This is a genomic window from Haemophilus parainfluenzae (genome assembly GCF_900638025.1).
Taxonomy (GTDB): Bacteria; Pseudomonadota; Gammaproteobacteria; order Enterobacterales; family Pasteurellaceae; genus Haemophilus_D; species Haemophilus_D parainfluenzae_J.
This window is the reverse complement of sequence record NZ_LR134481.1, coordinates 417757-443078: the sequence shown is the minus strand read 5'-3', so window position 1 is coordinate 443078 and position 25322 is coordinate 417757. Positions and strand designations below refer to the sequence as shown.

24 protein-coding genes are annotated in these 25322 nt (G+C 39.7%); 15 read left to right on the top strand and 9 right to left on the bottom strand.

Annotated features, from left to right (window positions below; translation table 11 throughout):
• The first annotated feature begins 186 nt into the window (after positions 1-186).
• Both EL215_RS02195 and EL215_RS02190 read left to right on the top strand, forming a co-directional pair.
• On the top strand, positions 187-870 hold the full coding sequence (locus EL215_RS02195; protein ID WP_005694847.1) for a 2,3-diphosphoglycerate-dependent phosphoglycerate mutase: 684 nt from the start codon (positions 187-189) through the stop codon (positions 868-870).
• A 63-nt stretch (positions 871-933) separates the two neighbouring features.
• Positions 934-1743 (top strand): hypothetical protein, encoded by an 810-nt coding sequence (locus tag EL215_RS02190; RefSeq protein ID WP_126469902.1) that lies wholly within the window; start codon positions 934-936, stop codon positions 1741-1743.
• Between the two features lie 2 nt (positions 1744-1745).
• On the opposite strand, the gene EL215_RS02185 is transcribed toward EL215_RS02190, so the two are convergent.
• The 3 genes from EL215_RS02185 to ilvC form a co-directional block, all read right to left on the bottom strand.
• Positions 1746-2432 carry an rRNA large subunit pseudouridine synthase E gene (locus EL215_RS02185; RefSeq protein WP_126469900.1) on the bottom strand — a complete coding sequence of 229 codons (687 nt, stop codon included), beginning with the start codon at positions 2430-2432 and terminating at the stop codon, positions 1746-1748.
• A 53-nt stretch (positions 2433-2485) separates the two neighbouring features.
• Entirely contained in the window at positions 2486-5008 is a 2523-nt protein-coding gene (locus tag EL215_RS10355; protein ID WP_232013313.1) for an autotransporter outer membrane beta-barrel domain-containing protein, read from the bottom strand.
• Positions 5009-5079: 71 nt separating this feature from the next.
• Complete coding sequence (gene ilvC / locus EL215_RS02175) at positions 5080-6561, bottom strand: ketol-acid reductoisomerase (RefSeq protein WP_126469898.1); 1482 nt, start codon at positions 6559-6561, stop codon at positions 5080-5082.
• A gap of 531 nt (positions 6562-7092) precedes the next feature.
• Here ilvC and ilvY point away from each other — a divergent pair.
• The 3 genes from ilvY to glpE are packed head-to-tail and all read left to right on the top strand — an operon-like array spanning position 7093 to position 9198.
• Complete coding sequence (ilvY, locus tag EL215_RS02165; protein WP_126469896.1) at positions 7093-7971, top strand: HTH-type transcriptional activator IlvY; 879 nt, start codon at positions 7093-7095, stop codon at positions 7969-7971.
• A 32-nt stretch (positions 7972-8003) separates the two neighbouring features.
• Entirely contained in the window at positions 8004-8891 is an 888-nt protein-coding gene (gene rarD / locus EL215_RS02160; protein ID WP_126469894.1) for an EamA family transporter RarD, read from the top strand.
• The gene (gene glpE, locus EL215_RS02155; RefSeq protein WP_126469892.1) at positions 8881-9198 is read left to right on the top strand and encodes a thiosulfate sulfurtransferase GlpE; all 318 of its coding nucleotides are present in this window, start codon (positions 8881-8883) and stop codon (positions 9196-9198) included. The genes rarD and glpE overlap by 11 nt, the downstream gene beginning before the upstream one ends.
• Before the next feature lie 136 nt (positions 9199-9334).
• Here the strand turns inward: glpE and hchA are convergent, their stop codons facing one another.
• Positions 9335-10201 carry a glyoxalase III HchA gene (gene hchA, locus EL215_RS02150; protein WP_126469890.1) on the bottom strand — a complete coding sequence of 289 codons (867 nt, stop codon included), beginning with the start codon at positions 10199-10201 and terminating at the stop codon, positions 9335-9337.
• Between the two features lie 128 nt (positions 10202-10329).
• Here hchA and EL215_RS02145 point away from each other — a divergent pair, with 128 nt between their 5' ends.
• On the top strand, positions 10330-11232 hold the full coding sequence (locus tag EL215_RS02145) for a LysR family transcriptional regulator (protein WP_164757089.1): 903 nt from the start codon (positions 10330-10332) through the stop codon (positions 11230-11232).
• 32 nt (positions 11233-11264) lie between these two features.
• Here EL215_RS02145 and EL215_RS02140 read toward each other — a convergent pair whose 3' ends face one another.
• Positions 11265-12305 (bottom strand): LLM class flavin-dependent oxidoreductase, encoded by a 1041-nt coding sequence (locus EL215_RS02140; RefSeq protein WP_126469886.1) that lies wholly within the window; start codon positions 12303-12305, stop codon positions 11265-11267.
• A 139-nt stretch (positions 12306-12444) separates the two neighbouring features.
• On the opposite strand from EL215_RS02140, the gene EL215_RS02135 reads away from it, so the two are divergent.
• From EL215_RS02135 to lptD, 6 genes are read left to right on the top strand one after another with little or no spacing between them, the layout of a single operon-like run.
• The gene (locus tag EL215_RS02135) at positions 12445-14361 is read left to right on the top strand and encodes an ABC transporter ATP-binding protein (protein WP_126469884.1); all 1917 of its coding nucleotides are present in this window, start codon (positions 12445-12447) and stop codon (positions 14359-14361) included.
• Positions 14362-14370: 9 nt separating this feature from the next.
• Positions 14371-14919 carry a DNA topoisomerase family protein gene (locus EL215_RS02130; protein ID WP_126469882.1) on the top strand — a complete coding sequence of 183 codons (549 nt, stop codon included), beginning with the start codon at positions 14371-14373 and terminating at the stop codon, positions 14917-14919.
• 15 nt (positions 14920-14934) lie between these two features.
• The gene (locus tag EL215_RS02125; RefSeq protein ID WP_126469880.1) at positions 14935-15486 is read left to right on the top strand and encodes an L-threonylcarbamoyladenylate synthase type 1 TsaC; all 552 of its coding nucleotides are present in this window, start codon (positions 14935-14937) and stop codon (positions 15484-15486) included.
• A gap of 3 nt (positions 15487-15489) precedes the next feature.
• Positions 15490-16308, top strand: coding sequence for a shikimate dehydrogenase (gene aroE, locus EL215_RS02120; RefSeq protein WP_126469878.1), 819 nt, complete (start codon positions 15490-15492; stop codon positions 16306-16308).
• Positions 16305-16856: a DNA-3-methyladenine glycosylase I gene (locus EL215_RS02115; protein WP_126469876.1), complete on the top strand. Its 552-nt coding sequence runs from the start codon at positions 16305-16307 to the stop codon at positions 16854-16856. The genes aroE and EL215_RS02115 overlap by 4 nt, the downstream gene beginning before the upstream one ends.
• A 47-nt stretch (positions 16857-16903) precedes the next feature.
• Positions 16904-19246 (top strand): LPS assembly protein LptD, encoded by a 2343-nt coding sequence (lptD, locus tag EL215_RS02110; protein WP_126469874.1) that lies wholly within the window; start codon positions 16904-16906, stop codon positions 19244-19246.
• Positions 19247-19330: 84 nt separating this feature from the next.
• Here lptD and xerC read toward each other — a convergent pair whose 3' ends face one another.
• Entirely contained in the window at positions 19331-20218 is an 888-nt protein-coding gene (gene xerC / locus EL215_RS02105; protein ID WP_126469872.1) for a tyrosine recombinase XerC, read from the bottom strand.
• On the bottom strand, positions 20218-20652 hold the full coding sequence (locus tag EL215_RS02100) for a GNAT family N-acetyltransferase (protein WP_126469870.1): 435 nt from the start codon (positions 20650-20652) through the stop codon (positions 20218-20220). The genes xerC and EL215_RS02100 overlap by 1 nt, the downstream gene beginning before the upstream one ends.
• A gap of 196 nt (positions 20653-20848) precedes the next feature.
• Here EL215_RS02100 and tpiA point away from each other — a divergent pair, with 196 nt between their 5' ends.
• Positions 20849-21616, top strand: coding sequence for a triose-phosphate isomerase (gene tpiA / locus EL215_RS02095; protein WP_049356800.1), 768 nt, complete (start codon positions 20849-20851; stop codon positions 21614-21616).
• Positions 21617-21679: 63 nt separating this feature from the next.
• Here tpiA and aphA read toward each other — a convergent pair whose 3' ends face one another.
• Positions 21680-22387, bottom strand: a complete 708-nt coding sequence (gene aphA / locus EL215_RS02090; protein WP_049356798.1) for an acid phosphatase AphA — start codon at positions 22385-22387, stop codon at positions 21680-21682.
• A gap of 220 nt (positions 22388-22607) precedes the next feature.
• Here aphA and hslV point away from each other — a divergent pair, with 220 nt between their 5' ends.
• Positions 22608-23138 (top strand): ATP-dependent protease subunit HslV, encoded by a 531-nt coding sequence (gene hslV / locus EL215_RS02085; protein ID WP_005695137.1) that lies wholly within the window; start codon positions 22608-22610, stop codon positions 23136-23138.
• 9 nt (positions 23139-23147) lie between these two features.
• A complete protein-coding gene (gene hslU / locus EL215_RS02080) occupies positions 23148-24482 on the top strand; it encodes an ATP-dependent protease ATPase subunit HslU (RefSeq protein ID WP_049356794.1) in 1335 nt (444 codons plus the stop codon).
• A gap of 61 nt (positions 24483-24543) precedes the next feature.
• Here the strand turns inward: hslU and EL215_RS02075 are convergent, their stop codons facing one another.
• Positions 24544-25302, bottom strand: a complete 759-nt coding sequence (locus tag EL215_RS02075; RefSeq protein WP_049356792.1) for a glycosyltransferase family 2 protein — start codon at positions 25300-25302, stop codon at positions 24544-24546.
• Between the last annotated feature and the right edge of the window lie 20 nt (positions 25303-25322).

Genomic DNA, 25322 nt, shown 5'->3' with positions numbered 1-25322 from the left:
ACATCTAAACTTGAGAGAACTAAAGGAGGAATAAAACTCAGATACTAGCATTATTTTTGAGTGGCTAAAAGTTTACAGGCAAATTTTTGCGAAAGATCAGTAAATGCCGCCTTTTTACTTTTAAACATAATGATTTTTTGCTATAACAGAGCCATTCATTTTTTTATTAATACTTAGGAGATCCTTATGGAATTAGTATTCATTCGTCACGGTTTCAGTGAGTGGAACGCAAAAAATTTATTCACCGGTTGGCGTGATGTGAATTTAACCGAGCGCGGCGTAGAAGAAGCAAAAGCAGCAGGTAAAAAATTGTTCGAGAAAGGCTATGAATTTGATATTGCCTTCACTTCTGTTTTAACTCGTGCAATCAAAACCTGTAACATCGTGTTAGAAGAATCTCACCAATTATGGATTCCTCAAGTGAAAAACTGGCGTTTAAATGAGCGTCACTACGGTGCATTACAAGGCTTAGATAAAAAAGCAACCGCAGAACAATACGGTGACGAACAAGTTCATATCTGGCGTCGTTCTTATGACATTTCTCCTCCAGATTTAGATCCAAAAGATCCAAACTCAGCCCATAACGACCGTCGTTATGCAAACATCCCATCTGACGTGGTACCAAACGCAGAAAACTTAAAATTAACCTTAGAACGCGCGTTACCATTCTGGGAAGATCAAATTGCACCAGCAATGCTTTCTGGTAAACGTGTTTTAGTGGTGGCGCACGGTAACTCACTTCGTGCATTAGCAAAACACATTATCGGTATTTCTGATGCGGAAATCATGGATTTTGAAATCCCAACCGGTCAACCGTTAGTGTTAAAACTTGATGATAAATTAAACTACGTAGAACACTACTATCTTTAATTTATAAATGATTTCAAAGTGCGGTTAATTTTGACCGCACTTTTTGTTTAAGGAGAATAACGGATGAAAAAATTACTTGCGGTGATTTTTGCCTTGTTACCTGTTTTGGTCTTTGCTGCATCGCCAAATCATACGGCAAAATCAACTCAATCGAAGACAGTTAAAACGGCAGTTAAAAAAGTGGAAGTCAAGAAAGCCACTACGCCTAAAGCCGTAGTCAAAACAGCGAAAAAGAAAGCCGATGCCAAAAAAGCAGAAGCGAAAAAGCCAACTAAAATTGCCGAAGCGAAAAAAGCGGTAACGAAAAAAGAAAAAATGAAAAATAAAACGACAAATAAAGCCGCTAAAGCAGAGTCGACAAAAACGAAAGGCAAACAGCCAGTAGAAGAAACTAAGCAAACTGCAGTAAAAGACAAAAAGACGGTAGCGAAAAGTAAGCAAAGTGCAGTTAAAGAATCAGCTAAACCTGAAAAAGTGATTGCTAAAAAAACACCCGCGGCTAAAACCGAAGTGAAGAAAGCAGAACCAAAAGCGGTTGAAAAAGTGACTGAAAATAGCGTGGAAGCTGTTAGTCAGAAAACAACGAATACCGTGACAAAATCCGTTGTTGTGCCAAGATGTAATGATTCAAAAGTTTTTGCCGTATTATCTGATGCGTTCCACAAGCAAGGTATTGCAACTAATACACCAATGACTGTAAAACAGATTATCCAAGCACATGAAACACAATCTTACCCACAACAAGGCATTCGGAGTTGTAACGCTATAGTTAGAACTAATGGCGTTAAATATGTTACGAATTACAGCATTATCTTGAATGATAAAGGCTTTTTTGTGCAAGTTGAAAACGCACAACCCGCTCAACGTTTCTAATCTTAACGTGCGTTATTTAAATGAAGTTGTTTGAATAGCGCACGCATTTCTTCTTCATTCAAACAGCGATATTCACCATTACTTAGTCCATCAAGTGTTAAACGGCTCATTTGATAACGGATGAGACGCAATGTCGGAAAGCCGATATGTGCCGTCATTCGACGTACTTGTCGATTACGCCCTTCGCTAATTTTAATTTCCAACCAGCTCGTTGGAATACTTTGACGTTCACGAATAGGTGGGTTGCGAGGCCAGAGAAAATCTGGTTCTGAAATCAACCGCACTTTTGCCGGTTTCGTCATTCCATCTTTCAATTCAACGCCTTTGCGGAGTTTGTCTAAGTCAGTTTCTTCAGGAATGCCTTCCACTTGCACAAAATACGTTTTTTCTGTTTTAAACTTAGGATCCGCCAAACGATGTTGCACTTCACCATTATTCGTTAAAATCAGCAGCCCTTCACTATCACGATCCAATCGTCCTGCCGCATACACATTAGGAATGGTAATAAAATCTTTTAATGTAGCTCGGCCACTTTCATCGGTGAATTGTGTCAGTACATCAAACGGTTTATTAAATAAAACAACGATTGTTTGTTCTAATGTAAGTGGCTTTGCTTTTGGCTTAAATGAACGAGTAGGTTTTGCCGTTCGTTTGGTTGTAAATGAGTGAGAAGAGAAAGATTTTGACATATATTTATTCAGTAAAAAGAGAAAAAAGGCGGATTTTACTCCGCCCTCTTATATTACCATTGATAACGATAAACTGCTTGAATTGCATAAGGTTTATCGAAGTTTTTACCATCTGCACTGCTCACTTCTAAACCAATACGGTGGTTGGCAAATCCCGCATTTAAACCGACCGCACTTTCAAAACGTCCACGGCTACTTGCAACATCAAGTGCGCTGTTTGCGTAATGAATTTTGCTATTACGGTTTTTGCTGGTAATTGCATTGACTGCTGCGTAAGGTTGTAAATTCCAACCATTACTTAATGCAAAGCCTTTGGCTGCACGTAAACCAATTCGAGAATACACAGAAGATAAGCTATCTTCATTCTCTTGTGATGAAATATGCGTCCACGCTAATTGTGCTTGCGGAGTAATTGTCCAATCGTTCGCAAGGTTAAAGCGTTTGCCTAATTCACTCGAAATAGTATAAGCGTTGTAATGGCGTTTTTCAGTGTGATCTGAGTTAGCATGTAAACGGCTGTATTTCACGATGTTATCTACATAAATACCGTTATCTGCAAGGTAAGCTGCATATAAACCCATGCTGTTGCTTCTTACTTTGCCATCACCATAATGACCATTGAAATCAACGTTAGCTTGGCTACGACCTACAAATCCACCAACACGGAGATTATCTGTTACAGCAGCATCAGCGCCCACTTGTAAGCTATGTACGTTTTGTTTAAAGCCAGCAGTTTCACTCTCACCAGTCGAAAGTGCGGCTAATTTTTGGCGAGAATTCACATTACGAACCCATACATTACCTTTTTCACCGTTTTTCACTTCGCCTAGACGTTGATGGATGCCACTTAAATCATCTTCCACTAAACGCAATTGTGCTTGGCGAAGAGAAACTTGTGCATTTGCTAAGTTTGAAAGTAACGGTTCGCTTGGTAGAACTGCTGGTGGTACTACTGGATTACTTGGGGTTACTACTGGGGTGCTAGGCGTTACTGCAGGTTTGCTTGGAGTCACCACTTGTTTGCTTGGTGTAACTGGTGCAACAGGTGGAGTTGGGGTGACTTCATTTTTAGAGTTCGCTAACACCCAATTATTTCCTTCTTTTGTGAGGAAGTATTGGTAAGCCCCTAAATCTACACGATTATTCGGGTTCGTTAAGCTAAATGCAGCGTTACCACCATGGGTTTCGACAAGTGTCACTTTACCGTTAGCAACATTTGCGCCTTGGTTCGTTACCCCAATTTTATGATTACCTTCAGCAGTGCCTTGAACAATGATTTTATTTGAATTGTTATTTTCAATATTGGTGTAAAGATTAAATGTGCCAGAGCCAGTAAGATTTCCCGTGATAGTTAATACAGCGTAAGGCGCTTTGGTGTTAGTTAAGGAAACGGCTGAATTATTTAAATGCAAGTCAGTTACTTCTGAGTTATTAACTAAACCCCATGTAGAATTGTTAGTGAGGTTTAATGTAACAGGCGTTTTATTTTTGTTGTCGTATTGTTTTACCACACCATTCAACTGAGAGTTATCTGCATTCAAAATAAATCTCGGTGAACTTGTCTTTTCACCTTCAGCTAAGTCCGTATAGGCTAGTTCAGGCATGTTTAACCCTACAAGCACTTTTGCATCAGGTACTTTAGTATTTTTTAGATTAACGATAGTTGAGTCGTAATTATTTGTTTCATCTCGAGAATCTTGTCTATTGGTAAAAATAACCACATCTCCAGTGTTATTTTTAATGTTAGAATTTGTAATGTTGGTTACGCCACCATCAAGTACAAAACCTAAACCTTTACTTTGACCTTTCGTTTCAATTGTGAGCAAGCTGTCTTCAATATTTAATGTAGTATTCTCAGCTGCGTATGCAATAGTCGTTGATTTATCGATACCAACTGGTTGTAGCGTGATATCTAAATTTTTGATATGTAATGTTGAGTTTTCGGCACCTATAGCAGTGCTGCTATCTTCTCCCAGAAAAATAGAGGAGTGGGTAATATTTGCTGTAGATTTATCAAATAGTTGGTAGCCTATGCTCTCTTTAGCTGAACTAACAATACTAACTGAATCAATATCGATGGTGCTATTACCTTGAAGATTAAATGCTGAATTTCCTAAAACAGGCTCTCCATCTGCATCAACTGTAGAAAGCCCTTCAAATAAATTGATATTACCGAAATGAAATTTAAGGTTTGAATCTCTTAAATGAAAAACCGAACTTTCAGGAAAAGCTTTCGATAATGTGAAAGTGCTATTAGGTTTGATTTCTAATGAGGTAGATCCATTAGAAAATCGAGGATCGAGGAAAATTAATGATTCTGTTGGATAATCCTCATTCTTTAAACCATTTTTTAGCCGAAAAGATACATCTGCAAGATTATTTTTATTTGTTAAATCATAGCCATAATCTGAATTAAAATTCATATTTTTTACTTCAGAGTCAGTTCTTTCCGGATTCTTATATACGGTACCTTCATATAGTTTATAATCAATAGCCCACGCTGAATTTACTAATCCTAACGCCACAGCCACCAAGCTCACTTTAAAAGTGCGGTTAAAAATTTTGTTGTTTTTCATATGAATTCCTTGGGATTATAAAAAAAGCCAACTTATTGAATAAGCTGACTTAAATTTTATCGATTTAATGATTAACCTGCAACAGCGATACGTTTCATATCTGTCATGTAACCACGTAACTCTTGACCGATTAATTCAACTGGGTGGTTACGGATTGCATCATTTACATCGCGTAAAGTGATGTTGTCGATAGCGACTGCCGGTGTTGGTTCACCTAAGTCACCTTTTTGTAAGGTTGGGATGATTTCTTTAGCAAGAGTTGGCGTTGCTACGTTAGAGAATAAGTAGTTACCGTATTCTGCTGTATCAGAAATGACCACGTTCATTTCATATAAGCGTTTACGCGCGATGGTGTTTGCGATTAACGGTAATTCGTGAAGTGATTCATAGTAAGCTGATTCTTCATAGATACCGCTTGCCACCATTGCATCAAAGGCTAATTCAACACCTGCTTTCACCATTGCTACCATTAACACGCCGTTATCAAAGTATTCTTGTTCAGAAATTTTGATACCGTCTGCTTTTGGTGCATTTTCAAAGGCGGTTTTGCCGGTTGCTTCACGCCATGCGAATAAATCTTTGTCTCCGTTTGCCCAGTCAGCCATCATGGTTGCTGAGAAGTGACCGCTGATGATGTCATCCATGTGTTTGTAATATAAGAAGCCCAGGCTTTCTTTGATTTGCTCAGCTAGTTCAAATGCACGTAATTTTGCGCTGTTTGATAAGCGATCCATCATTAATGTGATACCGCCTTGTTTTAATGCTTCAGTAATGGTTTCCCAACCGTATTGGATCAATTTGCCTGCGTATGCTGGATCTTTACCGTCAGCAACAAGTTTGTCGTAACATACGATTGAACCTGCTTGTAACATACCGCAAAGAATGGTTTGTTCACCCATTAAGTCAGATTTTACTTCTGCGACAAATGAAGACTCTAAAACACCTGCTTTATGACCACCAGTTGCGGCAGCCCATGCTTTTGCGATCGCCATACCTTCGCCTTTCGGGTCATTTTCAGGGTGAACCGCGATTAATGTTGGTACGCCGAAACCACGTTTGTATTCTTCACGTACTTCAGTGCCCGGACATTTTGGTGCAACCATCACAACTGTAATGTCTTTACGGATTTGCTCACCCACTTCAACGATGTTGAAACCGTGAGAGTACCCGAATGCAGAATCTTTTTTCATTAAAGGCATCACATCAGCCACCACTTTAGAGTGTTGTTTGTCGGGTGTTAAGTTTACGACTAAATCTGCAGTTGGAATTAATTCTTCATAAGTACCTACTTTAAAACCATTTTCAGTTGCGCGTTGGAATGAAGCACGTTTTTCCGCAATTGCTTCAGGGCGTAAGGCGTAGCTAATATCTAGGCCAGAATCACGCATATTCAAACCTTGGTTTAAACCTTGCGCACCACAGCCCACGATAACGATTTTTTTGCCTTTTAAGAAGTTTGCTTCATCTGCAAATTCTTCGCGATCCATAAAACGACAACGACCTAATTGGTCTAATTTTTCGCGTAAATTTAATGTGTTGAAATAGTTAGCCATTTTTCATCCTTTGTATGATGTTGATTAATTTTTGTATGATGTTGTGTTTGCATATTTTTTGTTGTGGTTTGATTATAGGATTTTTTATGATTGCGTAAAGTGATATTATGGGAATGTAATGTTGCAATTTTGGCAATAATTGGGTGAGCTTTTATTAATGAATTTCTTGTTTTTGTAGTACCAAATCTCCCCCTACCCCTCTTTGCTAAAGAGGGGATTTCTTTACAAAATACAAAGATGTGCGAGTAATTAACATCAAATATGCTAATGGGTGTGATGAATAATCTAACTGAATTAGTTATAACTGATTAACTAAAGTTTCTTTTATGTTGAAAAAACATTTGATTCTTTGCTTGATTTTTACGGTAATCCAAATGAAATATGCAAATAAGTAATTATGATATAAAAATATAAATGAGCCAGTTTCCAGTAATTGACTAAAGAATTCCCCTCTTTAGCAAAGAGGGGTAGGGGGAGATTTGGCACTACAAAAAAACGAAGAAATTAATTTTTACTATAGATAAAAAAGTTATGGAATTTAACGACCTACAAATATTCATTCACCTCAGTGATACAAAAAACTTCGCCAAAACTGCGACCCAAAACCACATGTCTCCCTCTACGCTTTCACGTCAGATTCAACGAATGGAAGAAGAATTAGAACAGCCTTTATTTATTCGTGATAATCGACAAGTGCGTTTAACCGAACAAGGTGAGAAATTTCTGCAATTTGCGAAAACGGAATGGCAAAACTGGCAACAGTTTAAGCGCCAACTGCGGGATAATTCATCGGAATTAAGCGGAGAATTACGCTTATTTTGTTCAGTAACCGCTTCATATAGCCACTTACCACAGGTGTTAGCCAAATTTCGTTCTCGTTATCCGAAAGTTGAAATCCAACTGACGACTGGTGACCCAGCCTCTGCAGTGCAATTTATTCAATCAGAACAAGTGGATCTCGCTTTGGCAGGGAAACCCAACAATCTACCGACGGGATTGGAATTTTATAAGATTGATGATATTTCCCTTTCATTAATTGCACCACGAGTCGCTTGTTTAGCCACACAATTATTACAAGAAGAACCTATCAATTGGCAGCAAATGCCTTTCATTTTGCCGTTAGATGGAATGGCACGCCAGCGTATTGAACAATGGCTACGTAGCAAACACATTAAACATCCAAAAATTTATGCCACTGTGGCAGGGCATGAAGGTATCGTGCCAATGGTGGCGCTCGGTTTTGGATTAGCCATGTTGCCGGATGTGGTGATTGATAATAACCCTATGTCAAAAGACGTGTCTCGTTTAAATTTAGACAATCCCATTGAGGCATTTGATTTAGGTGTTTGTGTGCAAAAAAGAAATTTAGCAAATCCCCTAATTCGTGCATTTTGGGAGATGTTAGACTAAAATAATAAGCAAAATTAACCTAAGGATTTATTATGTTAAGAGGCGTACTCATTTCACTTTTAGCCTCATTTTTATTTGGCTATATGTATTATTTTTCCACGCTGCTGAAACCGCTCAGCGGCACGGATATTTTCGGTTACCGAATGCTGTTTACATTCCCTTTTGTTGCCCTTTCCGTCATCATGTTTAAACAAAAACAGGCTTTGGTTGAGCATTTAAAACGCATTAAACAACAACCGCTCTTTGCCCTTTCCTATATTATTTGTGGCGCATTAATGGGTTATCAAATGTGGCTCTTTTTGTGGGCCCCCAATAATGGTAGCTCCTTAAGTGTTTCTTTCGGTTATTTATTGTTGCCAATTGTGATGGTGGCCGCAGGGCGGATCATTTTTAAAGAACGAATTTCAACATTGAAATTCATTGCCGTGTTAATTGCGGCAATCGGAGTGATTTCTAACATCATTTTAAAAGGTGGCTTATCTTGGGAAGCTATTGTCATTTGTGTTGGCTACACGACTTATTTCTCTCTAAGAAAAGCCTTAAAAAATACCGATCTTGGCGCATTTTGTTTAGAAATGATCGCATTACTACCAGTAAGCGTTTACTTTGCACTCCAAACCGATTTTGCCACCGTACAGGAATCGAATCCTAATATTTGGGGATTATTGGTATTACTCGGGCTTATTAGTGGTGCGGCATTAATCGCTTACGTTATTGCCAGCAATATGCTGCCGATGAATTTGCTTGGCCTTTTAGGTTATGTTGAAACCATTTTGATGGTGATTATTTCATTTTTGATTGGAGAGGAAATGGATGCGGACAGCTATCCGTTATTCATTTGTTTAGTATTGGCGATGAGCCTGATTATTTTTGATGGCGTGTATAAACAGCGCGCAAAGGGAAAAAATCATGTCGTTTAAAGAAATTAGCCCAGAACAAGCGTGGGAAATGATGCAAAATGGCGCCATGCTTGTAGACATTCGGGATCCACAACGTTTTACCTATTCCCATGCGAAAGGGGCGTTTCATTTAACCAACCAAAGTTTTTTACAATTTGAAGGGTTGGTGGATTTCGATTCCCCGATTATTGTGAGTTGTTATCATGGTATAAGCAGCCGAAATGTGGCGACTTTCCTCGTTGAGCAAGGCTATGAAAATGTGTTTAGCGTCATTGGGGGATTTGATGGTTGGGAGAAGGCAGGTTTACCAATAGAAACGGCTTATTAATATTTTTCGTTGATTTAAAATGTTGTTAATCTGATGCCTATTTTCTAATAGGGGGAATTCAGTAGACATAAAATCGGCTTAATAAATAAAAAGTGCGATGAAATCTGATTTCACCGCACTTTTTCTTGATTTAGGCTTATTGTCCCACTTTCTTTAACAACTCATTCGCCGCTAAAATACCAAGATTATTCGACGCGAGTGGACTGTCACCAGTTAGTACATTACGATCGTTGTTTACTTGACCAGTAATGCCTTCATTCAATATTTTCATTCCTAAAGCTTCTAGACGCTCAGCCAATAACCATTGTAATTTGCCCGGAATGTAGCCGATATCCACGTTTGCGCCTTCATCTAATGCGTCTGGGAACACGCAGATTTCATAGCCTTTGAATGGGAAATCTTCTGGTTTTTCGCCCACGCTTGCCGCTAAGAATGCCGCAGGGCCATGACATAAGCTGATGATATATTTATCATTTTTAAGCGCCCAGTTTAACACAGCTTTCATATCGGTGCTGAACGGTAAGCCGTGCAATGCTGCGTGGCCACCAGGGATGAACACGCCTAGGTATGGCGAATCTTCCGCAGTTACTTCCGCCAACATATCCGCTAATTTACGTGGACTTTTGAATTTAGGCAAGTAGGTTTCGTATAAGCCCATCACCGCTTCATCTTCTGTTGGCATAGCCCACATTTCAAATTTTACCGAGTTACCTGAAAGGGTTGCTACTTCAATTTCAAAACCGGCGTGGTGAATGTGTAACATTGGCAACATTGTTTCTACAGGGTGATTACCTGTTGAGAATAATTTGCCATTTTTCATTTCAAGATAACGCTCGTCTGATGCGACCATTAAAATTTTGTGTTTGCCGCCTGTGTAAGGTTTGTTGAATTTAAAACCGTCGAAATCCGTTTTTTTCGCCACATATTGGCTTAATGAGTACGTTGAAGGGAAAAACGCATTATGTTCTGCACGGTCTGCCACAGGACTTTTGAGATCTGCCATTTTGTTCTCCTAATGTTAAAAGAAAATTTAAAACAGGTTATTTGTCGTAATGATGTGAAGTATAGCCTAGTTTTTTGAACTGAAAATCAATAAAATGAGAATAAACTATTCTTAAAAAAGGAATAATGATGAATAAATTAGAGGCTCTTCGCTATTTTTGCTCCGCAGCTGAAACCTTAAATTTTCGCGAAACGGCTCAGCGGCTTGCCGTTTCACCTCAAGTGGTAACAAGAATGATCGCCGATCTTGAGGCTTTATTAGGTGAAAGTGTGTTTAAACGTAACACACGAAATATCAAGCTAACAGAGTTTGGCGAACAATTTTTGCCGAAAGCCACACAATATTTGGCGGAAGGTGAACGGCTATTTTCCATAAACAATGTGAAAGATAAAGCAATGCAAGGCGTCGTGAGAATTACTTTGCCTCCGATGCCTTATAACGATGAAATTTTGTTTGAATTATTAACTGCACTTGAGCTTTACCCGGATATTGCGATTGACTGGTGGGTGGGCATTGATAAGCTCAAAAGTGTGGATGACCAGATCGATATTGGCTTGCGAATTTGTCAAGAACCCGAGTTGGATTGGGTGGCGCAGCATATTTGCACTTTTTCGGAAAAAATTGTCGCTTCGCCAACTTTGCTCAAGCGATTAGATTTTCCTAAAGATCTGCAAGATTTAGCTCAAAATTATCCGCTGAGTGGTTTGATTGACCCTAAGCTTAAACGTATTTGGCAGTGGCAAATCAATGCTGAACAACGCTTTATGCCAAACCGCGCGATTTTTTTCGCCTCAGATGTGCAAAGCGAACTGCAATCAGCATTGGCTGGACGCACGTGCTCTTATCTCATCAACAGTATTTGTGATCCCTATTTAGAAAACGGTCAATTGGTGGAGCTCTTCCCTGAAATTGAAAAGCAAAAATGGCAACTTTATTTATATCGACCATATCAAACGATTGTTGCCGAGCGGGTGATATGGGTATATAACAAACTAAAAGAGATCTTGTTAACGAAAATGGTTAAGGCATAAAAACCTGGCGAGATTATCTCGCCAGGTTTTTTTCACGATAGCTTATCCACAATCGCTTTCAACATCGTATAAGATTGGGCTTGTTTTTGTTCATCAAAAATATAGCTCACCGCCATAATTTCATCAAAATGCAACCGTTCACGTAATTGCTTGAGTTGAAAATCCACGCTTTCAGGACTACCGATAAGCGAACAAGCAGTCATTTGTTCCACTACGGCACGCTCTTGGTTGTAAATCGGGATCTCCTCGAAATCGACTGGACCAAAGTGCGGTTTCTTTTGGGCGTGCATTTGAGCTTTCCAAACATCTTCCTCTGATGCCAAAGGCGGTTGTAAATTTTGTTGTGCGTTAGTGACCACATTTAAGAAAAATAGTGTTTGTGTTGTCACCAGTTGTTTTGCTTCTTTATCGGTTTTGGCAACAATCGCGTTCACACCTAAAATGACATAAGGCTCAGCAAGATAAGTTGATGGTTTGAAGTTTTTGCGGTAAATCTCTACCGCCATTTCCATCATGCGTGGCGCAAAGTGTGAAGCAAAGGCATAAGGCAAGCCAAGTTCTGCCGCAAGATAGGCACTTTCGGTGCTGGATCCCAAAATATAAAATGGTATATTCAAGCCAGCGGAAGGGTAAGCTGAAACAGGGTTGCTATCTTTAAAATAACCACGAAGTTCCGCAATTTCCGCAGGGAAATCCAGACTGTTTCGCCCACGACGAAGTGCCGCAGCTGTTTGCATATCCGTTCCTGGCGCACGTCCTAAACCGAGTTCAACACGGTTTGGATAAAGCGTCTCCAGTGTGCCATATTGCTCAGCCACCACATAAGGAGAATGATTCGGTAACATCACACCACCTGACCCCACGCGCAAGGTCCTCGTATTGGCTAGCGTATGCTGAATTAAAAGTGCGGTCGCTGAACTCACCAAATTTTTCATATTATGATGCTCAGCAATCCAATAGCGTTCAATGCCAATGTTCTCAGCATGTTTTGCAAGGCTTACCATAGACTCAACCGCTTGCAAATAAGTTTGCCCTTCTCTAACAGGGGCGAGATTAAGAATAGAGAGCTTCATTTTATTTCCTCGTGATTGATTTGTTGAGCGTCATTATACGTGTTTTTTCAGGCTGAAATATCGATAAAATTGGAATAGACTGTTCCGAGAAAAGGAAAAATATTGCAAAATAGGCACAAATTCAGATGTATTCGAAAAAATGATTGTATTTAATAATATTTCCCTAAAGCGCGGGCAAACCGAATTGCTCGAGAATGCCACGGCAACCATCAATCCGAAACAAAAAGTCGGTTTGGTAGGTAAAAATGGTTGCGGTAAGTCTTCTCTTTTTGCTCTATTAAAAAAAGAATTAACGCCAGAGGGTGGCGAGGTCACTTATCCATCCAACTGGCGGGTCTCTTGGGTGAATCAAGAAACGCCCGCATTGGATATTCCCGCCATTGATTATGTGATTCAAGGGGATCGCGAATATTGCCGTTTGCAGCAGGAACTTAACGAAGCCAATGAACGTAATGATGGCCATGCGATCGCACGTATTCACGGGCAGTTAGAAACCTTGGATGCTTGGACGATCCAATCTCGCGCAGCATCTCTATTGCATGGTTTAGGCTTTAACCAAGAAGAAATCGCTCAACCAGTGAAATCCTTCTCCGGTGGTTGGCGAATGCGCTTGAATTTGGCGCAAGCATTGCTTTGTCCATCGGATTTATTATTGCTGGATGAGCCGACCAACCATTTGGATTTGGATGCGGTTATTTGGTTAGAACGTTGGTTAGTACAATATCAAGGCACCTTGGTATTAATTTCCCACGATCGTGATTTTCTCGATCCGATTGTGACAAAAATCCTCCATATCGAAAATCAGAAGCTCAACGAATACACGGGCGATTATTCTTCCTTTGAAGTGCAACGGGCAACTAAATTGGCTCAACAAACAGCGATGTATCGTCAACAACAACAAAAGATCTCTCATTTACAAAAATATATCGACCGCTTTAAAGCCAAAGCGACCAAAGCCAAACAAGCACAAAGCCGTATGAAAGCATTAGAGCGTATGGAACTGATTGCACCGGCTTATGTGGATAATCCTTTTACTTTTGAATTCCGTCCACCATTATCCTTACCGAATCCTTTAGTGATGATTGAGCAGGCGAGTGCGGGTTATGGTAGTGGAGAAAGTGCGGTAGAAATTTTAAGTAAAATTAAGTTGAATTTAGTGCCAGGTTCGCGCATTGGTTTGCTCGGAAAAAATGGTGCGGGAAAATCAACCTTGATTAAACTTTTAGCGGGAGAACTGACCGCACTTTCAGGCACAGTGCAGTTGGCAAAAGGTGTTCAGCTTGGCTATTTTGCCCAGCATCAATTAGATACTTTGCGCGCAGATGAATCCGCTCTCTGGCATATGCAGAAACTTGCTCCCGAGCAAACGGAGCAGCAGGTTCGAGATTATTTGGGCAGTTTTGCTTTCCACGGCGATAAAGTAAATCAAGCGGTGAAATCCTTTTCAGGTGGTGAAAAAGCTCGTTTGGTGTTGGCGTTGATTGTTTGGCAACGACCGAATTTGCTGTTACTTGATGAACCAACTAACCATTTGGATTTGGATATGCGTCAGGCATTAACGGAAGCGCTGGTGGATTACGAAGGTTCTTTGGTAGTGGTATCTCACGATCGGCATTTATTACGCAATACCGTGGAAGAATTTTATTTAGTTCACGATAAAAAGGTGGAAGAATTTAAAGGCGATTTAGAAGACTATCAAAAATGGCTGAGTGAACAAAACAGCACGCCTGAAAATAAAGCCTCAGAAAAAGTTGGTGATAATGAAAATTCGGTTCAAAATCGTAAGGAACAAAAACGCCGTGAAGCTGAACTTCGCCAACAAACTGCGCCTCTTCGTAAACAAATCTCTCAATTGGAGGAAAAAATGAATAAGCATGCCTCCAAACTTGCGGAGATTGAAAACCAATTGGCTGATTCCGAACTCTACAGCGCAGAAAATAAAGAAAAATTGACCGCACTTTTGGCACAGCAAGTAGAGGTGAAGAAAGCGTTGGAAGAAGTCGAAATGGATTGGTTAGCAGCCCAGGAAGAATTGGAAGCAATGCTACAAGCATAGGGATAGCGTATGAGTCAAAGTCTTTTCCAACATACAAAACACGAAGAATACTGCCCACAATGCGGCGCGCCTTTACAAATAAAACAGGGTAAAAAAGGACTGTTTTTAGGTTGCTCTGCTTATCCTGAATGTGATTATTTGCGTCCTTTGCAACGATCGGAGCATAAAGTATTAAAAACACTTGATGAAATTTGCCCAAAGTGCGGTAATTTATTGCAGTTGAAACAAGGCAGTTTTGGGATGTTTATTGGTTGTAGTCATTATCCTGAATGTGATTTTGTGGTGCGGGAAGAATCTGAGTCTGAGGAAAAAATTGCTTGTCCTGAATGTAAAACGGGGTATTTGATTTCTCGTCGGGGTCGCCAAGGAAAAATTTTTTACGGCTGTGATAATTTCCCTAAATGTAAATTTTCTTTGCCTGCCAAGCCTTATACCGTGCCTTGCCCAACGTGCCATTTCCCACTTTCCTTGTTAAAAAGCGACAATGTAGAGAGAAATGGAGAGAAACAAGTTTTCCAGTGTGCAAATAAAACTTGCCGTCATATTTTTGAGCAATAAAAGTAAAAGAGTGAAATGAATAGAGAACAAATCGCCAACGCCCTTCGACAAAATCAAGTGGTCGCTTATCCCACTGAAGCTGTATTTGGCTTGGGCTGTAATCCGCAAAGTGAAAGTGCGGTAAAAAAATTACTTGATTTAAAGCAACGTCCAGTGGAAAAAGGGTTGATTTTAGTGGCGCCTAGCTTGGATTTTTTCCGTCCTTTTGTTGATTTTGAACAGATTAACGATGAACAGTTTTCTCGCTTGCAAGGTAAATATGAACGTCCAACGACTTGGATTGTGTCAGCTAAATCGACAACCTCGTATTTTCTCACAGGCAAATTTGATAGCATCGCAGTACGTTTGTGTGATCACCCGTCTGTGAAAGCCTTATGCGAACTGACGGGTTTCGCATTAACTTCGACTAGCGCTAATCTGACTGGTGAGCCACCTTGCCGCACCGCCGATGAAGTGCGGTTACAATTCGGTGCAGATTTTCCAGTATTAGATGAAACTGTGGGCGGTGCACTCAATCCATCCGAAATTCGAGATTTGCGCACAAATCAACTTTTTAGACAGGGATAATTTATGGATCTTTATGCGGTGTGGGGGAATCCGATTGCGCAAAGTAAATCTCCGTTAATTCAAAGTCAGTTAGCCGCGCAAACGCATCAAACAATGGAATACATTGCAAAATTAGGTGATCTTGATACTTTTGAAAAACAGCTTTTGGCATTTTTTGAGGATGGTGCAAAAGGTTGCAATATTACTTCGCCTTTTAAAGAACGAGCTTATCAGCTGGTAGACGAATATAGTCAACGAGCAAAACTGGCGGAAGCCTGCAATACTCTCAAAAAACTCGATGATGGAAAACTTTATGCGGATAACACTGATGGGATTGGCTTAGTGACGGATTTGGAGCGTTTAAATTGGCTTCGTCCAAATCAGCTCGTATTAATCTTGGGGGCGGGCGGAGCAACAAAAGGCGTATTATTGCCACTTTTGCAAGCTCAACAAAATATTGTCCTTGCCAACCGCACTTTTTCGAAAGCCAAAGAATTAGCTGAAAGATTTCAGCCTTACGGCAATATTCAAGCTGCCTCAATGGATGCTATTCCGCTACAAACTTATGATTTGGTGATTAATGCGACTTCAGCTGGATTAAGTGGTGGAACAGCTACAGTTGATACTGAAATTTTAAAATTGGGCTTGGCTTTTTATGATATGCAATATGCGAAAGGCACAGACACGCCATTTATCGCATTATGCAAAAGTTTAGGTTTAACCAATGTTAACGATGGCTTTGGAATGTTGGTCGCGCAAGCAGCACATTCTTTCTATTTATGGCGAGGCGTAATGCCAGATTTTGTGGCAGTTTATGAGCAGCTTAAAAAGGAGATGTTATGATGACTCGATGCCCTTGGGTTGGCGAACAACCTATTTATATTGATTATCATGACAATGAATGGGGAAAGCCTGAATTCGACAGCCAAAAGCTATTTGAAAAAATTTGTTTGGAAGGGCAGCAAGCGGGGCTTTCGTGGATTACGGTTTTGAAAAAACGTGAATCTTACCGTGTAGCCTTTCATCAATTTGAACCGAAAAAAATCGCAAAAATGACCGCACTTGATATTGATGCTTGTATGCAAAATACAGGATTAATTCGCCATCGAGCCAAGTTAGAGGCTATTGTCAAAAATGCTAAAGCTTATTTGGCGATGGAAAAGTGCGGTGAAAATTTCAGTGATTTTATTTGGTCATTTGTAAATCATAAACCGATCGTCAATGATGTGCCTGATTTGCGATCTGTGCCAGCTAAAACAGAAGCATCGAAAGCACTTTCTAAAGCCTTAAAAAAACGTGGTTTCGTCTTTGTTGGCGAAACCACGTGCTATGCTTTTATGCAATCTATGGGGTTAGTCAACGACCATATAAATGGCTGTTGTTGTAAGTGATATTCCAGTATAATCCTCTTTAATTTCATCTGAATAAAAACTGAATTATGAATAAAAAATATACCTTAATTTCAATCTCAATTCTGACCGCACTTTATAGTCAACAAAGTCTGGCAAATCTGCATGCTCAATGTTTACTTGGTGTGCCTCATTTTACTGGTGAGGTCGTGAAAGGTGATGCCAATAATTTGCCGGTTTATATTGAAGCAGATAAAGCAGAGATTAATCAGCCTACCCTGGCGATTTATCAAGGCAATGTGGATTTGAAACAAGGAAACCGACATTTAGTTGGTAATTCAGTTGAAGTTAAACAAACTGGTGAAGGTGAACAAGCCCAACGTTGGGCTTATTTGCGAGGTGGATTTGATTATAAAGACAATCAAATCAATCTATTAGGTAATGATGCGAGTTTTAATTTAGATAGTAAAAACGGTAATGTAACTAATGCGGATTACCAACTTGTAGGACGTCAAGGTCGCGGTACAGCACAAGAAATCGAATTAAGTAACGATTATCGCTTAATGAAAAATGCGACATTTACCTCTTGTTTACCAGATGATAATGCTTGGGCGGTAGATGCCTCTGAGATTCGTCAGCACATTAAAGAAGAATATGCTGAATTTTGGCATGCACGTTTTAAAGTATTAGGTGTGCCAGTATTCTATACTCCTTATCTACAATTACCGATTGGTGATCGTCGTCGTTCAGGTTTATTAATGCCAACAGTCGGTCATTCTAGTCGTGATGGCTTTTGGTATAAACAACCAATTTATTGGAACATTGCACCAAATTACGATGCTACATTTGCACCAAAATATATGTCACAGCGTGGCTGGCAATTAAATGGTGAGTTCCGTTATTTAACACCGGTTGGTGAGGGTAAGCTTGCGGGCGAATATTTAGGACGAGATCGTTACGATGAATATATCAGCGAGAGTCGTAAACGTCATTTATTTTATTGGAATCACAACTCTTCTTTTCTTGAAAATTGGCGTTTGAATATTGATTATACTAAAGTCAGTGATAACCGCTACTTCACTGATTTTGATTCGGATTATGGCAGCAGCACAGACGGTTATGCCAACCAACATGCTCGTATTGCGTATTATCAGCCAAACTATAATTTTGCGATTTCAGCTCGTCAGTTTCAGATTTTTGATGAAGTTTCCGTTGGGCCGTATCGTACGATGCCACAAATGGACTTCAATTATTATAAAAATGATTTGGTAAATGGACGGGTTGATTTCAAATTGTTTTCACAAGCTGCTCGATTTGATAATGATAGCGCCTTAATGCCGACGGCGTGGCGTTTTCACGCAGAACCCAGCTTAGCCAGTGCCATGTCAAATAAATATGGCAGTTTGAATATTGAAACCAAACTTTATGCAACGCATTACAATCAGAAGAAAGGGTCTTCTGTAGTAGCAGAAGATGTTCAGAAATCAGTCAATCGTGTATTGCCACAATTAAAAGTAGGGTTGCAAACGGTTCTAGCGAACAACAAAACTTTATTCGATGGTTATACACAAACGCTTGAACCTCAAGTTCAATATTTGTATCGACCGTATAAAGATCAAAGTAATATCGGTTCAAAACAGGTCAATGATTATCTTGGTTTTGGTTATGATTCCGCGTTAATTCAGCAAGATTATTATTCCTTATTTCGTGATCGTCGCTATAGTGGTTTAGACCGTATTTCATCGGCTAACCAGGTGACGGTAGGAGGAACTACCCGTTTTTATGATCAAAACACAAATGAACGTTTCAATCTTTCAGCCGGGCAGGTTTATTATTTAACGGCATCAAAAATTGATGATAATTCCATAAATCGTACACCACGATCCTCTTCTTCTTGGGCGTTAGAGTCTAACTGGAAAATGAGCGATAAATGGAATTGGCGCGGTAGCTACCAATATGATACCTTGCTAGATAAAGCATCATTGGCAAATAGCAGTTTGGAATTTAACCCGATGAAGAACAATCTGATTCAGTTAAATTATCGTTACGCAAGTAAAGAGTATATCAACCAAAATTTAGGCGCTTCCGCAAACCGTTACCAACAAGATATTAAACAGGTCGGTGTTGTAGCCGCATGGGAAGTCTCGGATAACTGGGCGCTTGTCGGAAAATACTATCAAGACATTGCGTTGAAAAAACCGGTTGAGCAATATGTGGGTGTACAATATAACTCGTGCTGTTGGTCTGTTGGCGTAGGGGCGAGACGTTATGTCACCAGTCGCCAGAATCAACGTAACGATCATGTGGTTTATGACAACAGTGTTGGCGTTACCTTTGAATTACGTGGTTTAGGTGAAAATGATCACCAAAGCGGTATCGAAGACATGCTGAAGAAAGGTAAACTTCCTTATATTCAAGCGTTTAGCTTATAGTAAAATGAATAAAGGCTACCGAAAGGTAGCTTTTTTATTTAGAAGTGCGGTTAAAAAAGATGACGATTTTTGACCGCGCTTTGTTTATTTTTTTCGTTTTGCTCGAGGATGGGCTTGATCATACACTTCAGCAAGATGTTGGAAATCCAAATGCGTATAAATTTGCGTGGTGGACAAATTGCTGTGCCCTAAAAGCTCCTGAACAGCTCGCAAATCCGAACTTGCTTCCAGCATGTGAGTGGCAAAAGAGTGGCGTAGTTTGTGTGGATTAAGATGGCTGTTTAATCCTTGGCGAATACCCCAGGCTTCCATTCGTTTTTGAATTGAACGGTGCGTGAGACGATTTCCCTGTTGGCTCACAAAAAGGGCCTCATTTTTGGGATTAAATAAAGGGCGAACTTTCAACCATTGTTGAATTGCATGAGAAGCATAACGCCCAAAAGGTACAATACGCTCTTTGTTTCCTTTACCAATCACTCTCACTTCACGTACACGGATGTTAATGCTATTGAGGTTTAAGCCTTGTAATTCAGATAATCGAAGCCCTGAGCTATACATCAATTCCATCATGGCACGATCACGCAAATCAATAGGATCTTTGCTGTCATTTGAAAGCAATTTTTGAACCTGTTCCGCATCAATATTTTTTGGTAAATGTGTACCTTGTTTTGGCGCTGAAATCCCCGTTGCCGGATTCACTTTCATTTGACCTTGCTGCACAAGATAGCTGAAGAACTGACGAAGAGCAGACAAACGTAATGCTAAGCTCTTTTCTTTTAAACCTTGCTTACGGCTTTCCGCCAAAATAAGACGAACCACACTAGGATTCACTTGCTGCCATTGGTCAATACCTTTTTCTGCCAAAATGGCTAAAATGGCATTTAGTTGATGCTGATAGTTAATGAGCGTATGTGGACTGACTTGTCGTTCAATTCGCAAGTAATCCCAATATTGATTGAGGAGTGTGTGCATTAGAGAGTTAATTCAAATAGATTCTTTTTCGTGTTTAATTTAAATCCTTCGTTTTCTAACATGCTTTGTTGTATTGGATCTAATTCCGTAACCAGACGGTTAGATTGCGTATAACGCACAAATTCTTTTGCTTTTGAAATCAATGCCGTATAAATATCAGGCTGGCACATATCTTCTCGTACGAAAATATCAGTGAGTTGCCAATAACGTTGCAATCGTAAAGAAGACAAACGAGGATAAAGTTGAATAAAACCGACTGGTTGTGAATTTTCTTTTACTGCAATAAAAAAGATACTTTCATTAAAACGTATACGGTTAGTGAGAAAAGTTAAAGTACGGTCGGGATTGTTGGTCATACCATTAGCAAGCCGGTATGCCTCAAAGAGTGGTAAAAGTACATTTATATTCCATTGTTCTGCTTTGAAAATTTTCATGGTACCAGACCTATTTGGGCTTTATGTATAAAAATTGGTTATTTTTTATCGATTCCGTATGTGGATTGTAGCTTTTTAGTGCAAAATAATCATCATTTCTGCGAAAATTTTTTTAAAATGTGATTTTGCACAAAGAAATGCCAGCAAAATTTGGTATATTAAACATATCTTATGTTATTAATATGGAGAAATAAAAATGGCACGTCGTCCTTTAGTTATGGGTAACTGGAAATTAAATGGTAGCAAAGCGTTTACCAAAGAGTTAATTGACGGTTTAAAAGTAGAATTACAGGGGGTTACGGGTTGTGATGTGGCTATTGCCCCGCCAGTCATGTATTTAGATATTGCAGAAACAGCTCTTGCGAATAGTCAAATTGCTTTAGGTGCACAAAATGTAGATGTAAATGTGAAAGGTGCATTCACAGGCGATATTTCTACTGAAATGCTGAAAGATTTCGGTGCAAAATATATTATCATAGGCCACTCCGAGCGTCGTACTTACCATAAGGAAAGCGATGAGTTTGTGGCAAAAAAATTTGGTGCATTAAAAGAAGCAGGTTTAGTACCAGTATTATGTATTGGTGAAACTGAAGCTGAAAACGAAGCGGGTAAAACAGAAGAAGTATGTGCGCGTCAAATTGATGCTGTCATTAACGCATTAGGTGTAGAAGCATTTAATGGTGCAGTGATTGCTTACGAACCAATTTGGGCAATCGGTACCGGTAAATCCGCAACTCCAGCACAAGCTCAAGCTGTTCACGCATTTATCCGTGCTCATATCGGAGCAAAATCACAAGCTGTAGCAGATCAAGTCATCATTCAATACGGTGGTTCGGTTAATGATGCTAATGCAGCAGAATTATTTACTCAACCGGATATTGATGGTGCATTAGTAGGAGGAGCTTCACTTAAAGCGCCTGCATTCGCCGTCATCGTGAAAGCTGCGGCAGCAGCAAAAAACTAATTTTATTAGTGGCGAAATAAAAAAGTGCAGATTACACTGTGATCTGCACTTTTTTTATAAAGATTAGTAGTTTGAGTTTATTAATACTTCTTCACCATAGCCACCAAGCGTTGGCATTGGTTGGTAAGTGGAGTTGGCCGCACGCATTAAACGAATACCACGAATGCCAGCCTCTTTTGCTGCGAGGATATCATCATCGCTGTCACCATAGTGAATGCTCACTTTATGCTCAATAATACCTGGCGTTTTGTTATATTTAGTTGGAAGCTTGCGACCGCCCATGAATTCTACAGGGTGCATGTCTTTAATATTAAAGGCTTTTTGTAGCACTGGGGTCACACCATCTTTATCGCCAGCTGTACGACCCGTGATGAAATAAATTTGGTCGCCACGTGCTTGGTGCATATTAATTAAATCTATCGCAATTTGTTTTGGAATAGAATATTGGTCACAACCCGCATTTACTTCATTCCAGAAATCTTGATTTTTTAAGTAATCATGTTTACCTGGGGAGTATTTTTGTTGGCCGTGATAGAAGCAAGGGCTACTGAAAAGTACAGTATCGTCAATGTCGAAGCTCACATTAATTGGTGCTTTGCCTTCCAATTCTTTTTTTAATTGTTCAACAGAGATCCAGTGAATCGGTTTTTGCTCAGTCATTTCACGAGCATTCGTACCTTGTTCAGTGTAAGGTTCTTTGTTTGATGCAAAAGTAGAGACTGCGCTTGCTGCTAAAATTGCAATGGCAGAAAGTTTAAGTAAATTTTTCATGTTTTCCTCATTAAGTAGTTTGTTTTACTTGTAACAAATCATATTACTTTAAAATATGGGTGTGAAATAATAGCAATCGTTTGCTATTTAAAAAAGTGATCTTTGTCATATTTTTTTGAGATAGTTGTTTAATAAAGCATCAAAGAAAAATTACCCCTTGAATTTGGGTGAATTGAACGCCATATAACGAATAACTTTTCTTAAAAGAAGGATAAAAAGAATGACAACAATTGTAAGCGTACGTCGTAATGGCCAAGTGGTTGTTGGGGGCGATGGACAGGTTTCATTAGGCAACACTGTGATGAAAGGGAATGCCCGTAAAGTACGCCGTTTATATAATGGCAAAGTTTTAGCCGGTTTTGCAGGTGGTACAGCCGATGCGTTCACCTTATTTGAATTATTTGAGCGTAAATTAGAAATGCATCAAGGGCATTTGTTAAAAGCCGCGGTGGAATTAGCCAAAGATTGGCGAACCGATCGTGCGTTACGCAAATTAGAAGCAATGCTGATTGTAGCGGATGAAAAAGAAAGTTTAATCATTACCGGTATTGGTGATGTGGTGCAACCGGAAGCTGATCAGATTTTAGCGATTGGTTCTGGCGGTAATTATGCATTATCGGCAGCCCGTGCGTTGGTGGAAAATACCGATTTATCAGCTCGTGAAATTGTGGAAAAATCTTTAAAAATTGCCGGTGATATTTGCGTGTTCACTAATACGAATTTTACTATTGAAGAATTACCGAATAAGTAAGGAAAAATTATGTCTGAAATGACCCCTCGTGAAATTGTTTCCGAATTAGATCAACATATTATCGGCCAAAAAGAGGCAAAAAGAGCGGTTGCGATCGCGTTGCGTAACCGTTGGAGAAGAATGCAGTTACAAGAGCCACTTCGTCATGAAGTGACCCCTAAAAATATTTTAATGATTGGGCCAACAGGTGTGGGTAAAACCGAGATTGCGCGTCGTCTTGCAAAATTAGCCAATGCGCCTTTCATTAAAGTGGAAGCGACGAAGTTCACCGAAGTGGGCTATGTGGGGAAAGAAGTGGACTCCATTATCCGTGATTTAACGGACAGCGCGATGAAATTGGTTCGCCAACAAGAAATTGCGAAAAATCGTGCGAAAGCAGAAGATGCGGCGGAAGATCGTATTTTAGATGCATTACTGCCACCACCAAAAAATCAATGGGGTGAAGTCGAAAACCACGATACTAACAGCAGCACTCGCCAAGCTTTCCGTAAAAAATTACGTGAAGGACAATTAGACGATAAAGAAATTGAAATTGATGTGTCGGCGGGTGTGTCAATGGGCGTGGAAATTATGGCACCTCCAGGCATGGAAGAAATGACGAATCAGTTGCAATCCATGTTCCAAAGCCTGGGATCGGATAAAACTAAAAAACGCAAAATGAAAATTAAGGATGCATTAAAAACCTTAATTGATGATGAAGCGGCAAAATTGATTAATCCAGAAGAATTGAAACAAAAAGCCATTGATGCAGTTGAGCAAAACGGTATCGTGTTTATTGATGAGATCGACAAGATCTGTAAAAAAGGCGAATACAGTGGTGCGGATGTTTCTCGTGAAGGTGTGCAACGTGACTTATTGCCATTAGTGGAAGGTTCAACGGTTAATACCAAACACGGGATGGTGAAAACTGATCATATTCTCTTTATTGCATCGGGTGCATTTCAAGTGGCGCGTCCATCGGATTTAATCCCTGAGTTGCAAGGTCGTTTGCCAATTCGTGTTGAATTATCAGCATTAACAGCAGAGGATTTTGAGCGCATTCTAACTGAGCCAAATGCGTCTTTAACGGAGCAATATAAAGCGCTCATGGCAACAGAAGGCGTGAGCATTGAATTTACACAAGATGCTATTAAGAAAATTGCCGAAGCAGCTTTCCGTGTGAATGAGAAAACGGAGAATATTGGTGCAAGACGTTTGCATACCGTTATGGAGCGTTTAATGGATAAAATCTCATTTGATGCGAGTGAAATGGACGGTCAAACTGTTAATATTGATGCTGCTTATGTAATTGATGCTTTAGGCGAAGTGATTGAGAATGAAGATTTAAGTCGATTCATTCTGTAATAAAAGTTTAGATAAAGAAAAAGTGCGGTGATTTTGATCTGACCGCACTTTTTGTTTTTGATTAATGCTGGTTACGCTCCCATAAATCAGCATATTTCACAAAAGTTGAATGAGCGGAAAGTACTGCGAGCAGGAATCCTTGTTTTCCATCTAAGAAGCCTGCTTTTAAAATGTACATTTTCACAAAGCATCCGATGGCATGACTGACACCTTGCCACAATGTTGCTTTTTTACCTTTAGCTTGGCGTTGATCTGCCCAAGCTTTGGCGTAGTCTGCGGATTTTACCAAATAGTGATGAATGCTTTTATACGTGAAATGCTCCAAATCCCCAGTTAATTTCTGTACTTTTGTGTTTTCAGAATAAACCACTTTTTCATGTACCAGAGAATCATTATATCCTGCATAATTTGTGCGATATAAACGCACCACATAATCAGGATACCAACCGGAATGACGAATTTCACGTCCAAACACTTCACTGACGCGCGGAATATCATAAACCCTATTTGGCGCATCTTGTTGAACCGCTTGTTGAATGGATTCACGCAGTCTTGGTGTGACGCGTTCATCGGCATCTAGCCACAAAACATAATCACTGGTGGCATATTGTTGTGCGCGTTGGCGTTGTTTGCCAAAACCTGGCCAATCAGAATGCGAATAAAATTTTGCACCATATTGTTCCGCAATTTCTTGGGTGTTATCCGTACTGCCTGAATCGACAATAATGATTTCATCTACCCAATCTTTTACTGTATCAAGACATTGAGCAAGATTTGTTGCTTCATTTTTGACAATCATGGCAACGCTAATTGTTGGCATATTTTGATCCTTTTTTTGTT

What these genes read in the sequence shown, in the direction of transcription:
- EL215_RS02140 (WP_126469886.1), bottom strand. Translation starts at nt 12,305, where the DNA reads ATGAAGCTCTCTATTCTTAATCTCGCCCCTGTTAGAGAAGGGCAAACT.
- ilvC (WP_126469898.1), bottom strand. Translation starts at nt 6,561, where the DNA reads ATGGCTAACTATTTCAACACATTAAATTTACGCGAAAAATTAGACCAA.
- lptD (WP_126469874.1), top strand. Translation starts at nt 16,904, where the DNA reads ATGAATAAAAAATATACCTTAATTTCAATCTCAATTCTGACCGCACTT.
- EL215_RS10355 (WP_232013313.1), bottom strand. Translation starts at nt 5,008, where the DNA reads ATGAAAAACAACAAAATTTTTAACCGCACTTTTAAAGTGAGCTTGGTG.
- EL215_RS02195 (WP_005694847.1), top strand. Translation starts at nt 187, where the DNA reads ATGGAATTAGTATTCATTCGTCACGGTTTCAGTGAGTGGAACGCAAAA.
- EL215_RS02115 (WP_126469876.1), top strand. Translation starts at nt 16,305, where the DNA reads ATGATGACTCGATGCCCTTGGGTTGGCGAACAACCTATTTATATTGAT.
- hchA (WP_126469890.1), bottom strand. Translation starts at nt 10,201, where the DNA reads ATGGCAGATCTCAAAAGTCCTGTGGCAGACCGTGCAGAACATAATGCG.
- xerC (WP_126469872.1), bottom strand. Translation starts at nt 20,218, where the DNA reads ATGCACACACTCCTCAATCAATATTGGGATTACTTGCGAATTGAACGA.
- rarD (WP_126469894.1), top strand. Translation starts at nt 8,004, where the DNA reads ATGTTAAGAGGCGTACTCATTTCACTTTTAGCCTCATTTTTATTTGGC.
- aroE (WP_126469878.1), top strand. Translation starts at nt 15,490, where the DNA reads ATGGATCTTTATGCGGTGTGGGGGAATCCGATTGCGCAAAGTAAATCT.
- EL215_RS02125 (WP_126469880.1), top strand. Translation starts at nt 14,935, where the DNA reads ATGAATAGAGAACAAATCGCCAACGCCCTTCGACAAAATCAAGTGGTC.
- EL215_RS02075 (WP_049356792.1), bottom strand. Translation starts at nt 25,302, where the DNA reads ATGCCAACAATTAGCGTTGCCATGATTGTCAAAAATGAAGCAACAAAT.
- tpiA (WP_049356800.1), top strand. Translation starts at nt 20,849, where the DNA reads ATGGCACGTCGTCCTTTAGTTATGGGTAACTGGAAATTAAATGGTAGC.
- EL215_RS02145 (WP_164757089.1), top strand. Translation starts at nt 10,330, where the DNA reads ATGAATAAATTAGAGGCTCTTCGCTATTTTTGCTCCGCAGCTGAAACC.
- aphA (WP_049356798.1), bottom strand. Translation starts at nt 22,387, where the DNA reads ATGAAAAATTTACTTAAACTTTCTGCCATTGCAATTTTAGCAGCAAGC.
- EL215_RS02100 (WP_126469870.1), bottom strand. Translation starts at nt 20,652, where the DNA reads ATGAAAATTTTCAAAGCAGAACAATGGAATATAAATGTACTTTTACCA.
- ilvY (WP_126469896.1), top strand. Translation starts at nt 7,093, where the DNA reads ATGGAATTTAACGACCTACAAATATTCATTCACCTCAGTGATACAAAA.
- hslV (WP_005695137.1), top strand. Translation starts at nt 22,608, where the DNA reads ATGACAACAATTGTAAGCGTACGTCGTAATGGCCAAGTGGTTGTTGGG.
- EL215_RS02185 (WP_126469900.1), bottom strand. Translation starts at nt 2,432, where the DNA reads ATGTCAAAATCTTTCTCTTCTCACTCATTTACAACCAAACGAACGGCA.
- EL215_RS02190 (WP_126469902.1), top strand. Translation starts at nt 934, where the DNA reads ATGAAAAAATTACTTGCGGTGATTTTTGCCTTGTTACCTGTTTTGGTC.
- glpE (WP_126469892.1), top strand. Translation starts at nt 8,881, where the DNA reads ATGTCGTTTAAAGAAATTAGCCCAGAACAAGCGTGGGAAATGATGCAA.
- hslU (WP_049356794.1), top strand. Translation starts at nt 23,148, where the DNA reads ATGTCTGAAATGACCCCTCGTGAAATTGTTTCCGAATTAGATCAACAT.
- EL215_RS02135 (WP_126469884.1), top strand. Translation starts at nt 12,445, where the DNA reads ATGATTGTATTTAATAATATTTCCCTAAAGCGCGGGCAAACCGAATTG.
- EL215_RS02130 (WP_126469882.1), top strand. Translation starts at nt 14,371, where the DNA reads ATGAGTCAAAGTCTTTTCCAACATACAAAACACGAAGAATACTGCCCA.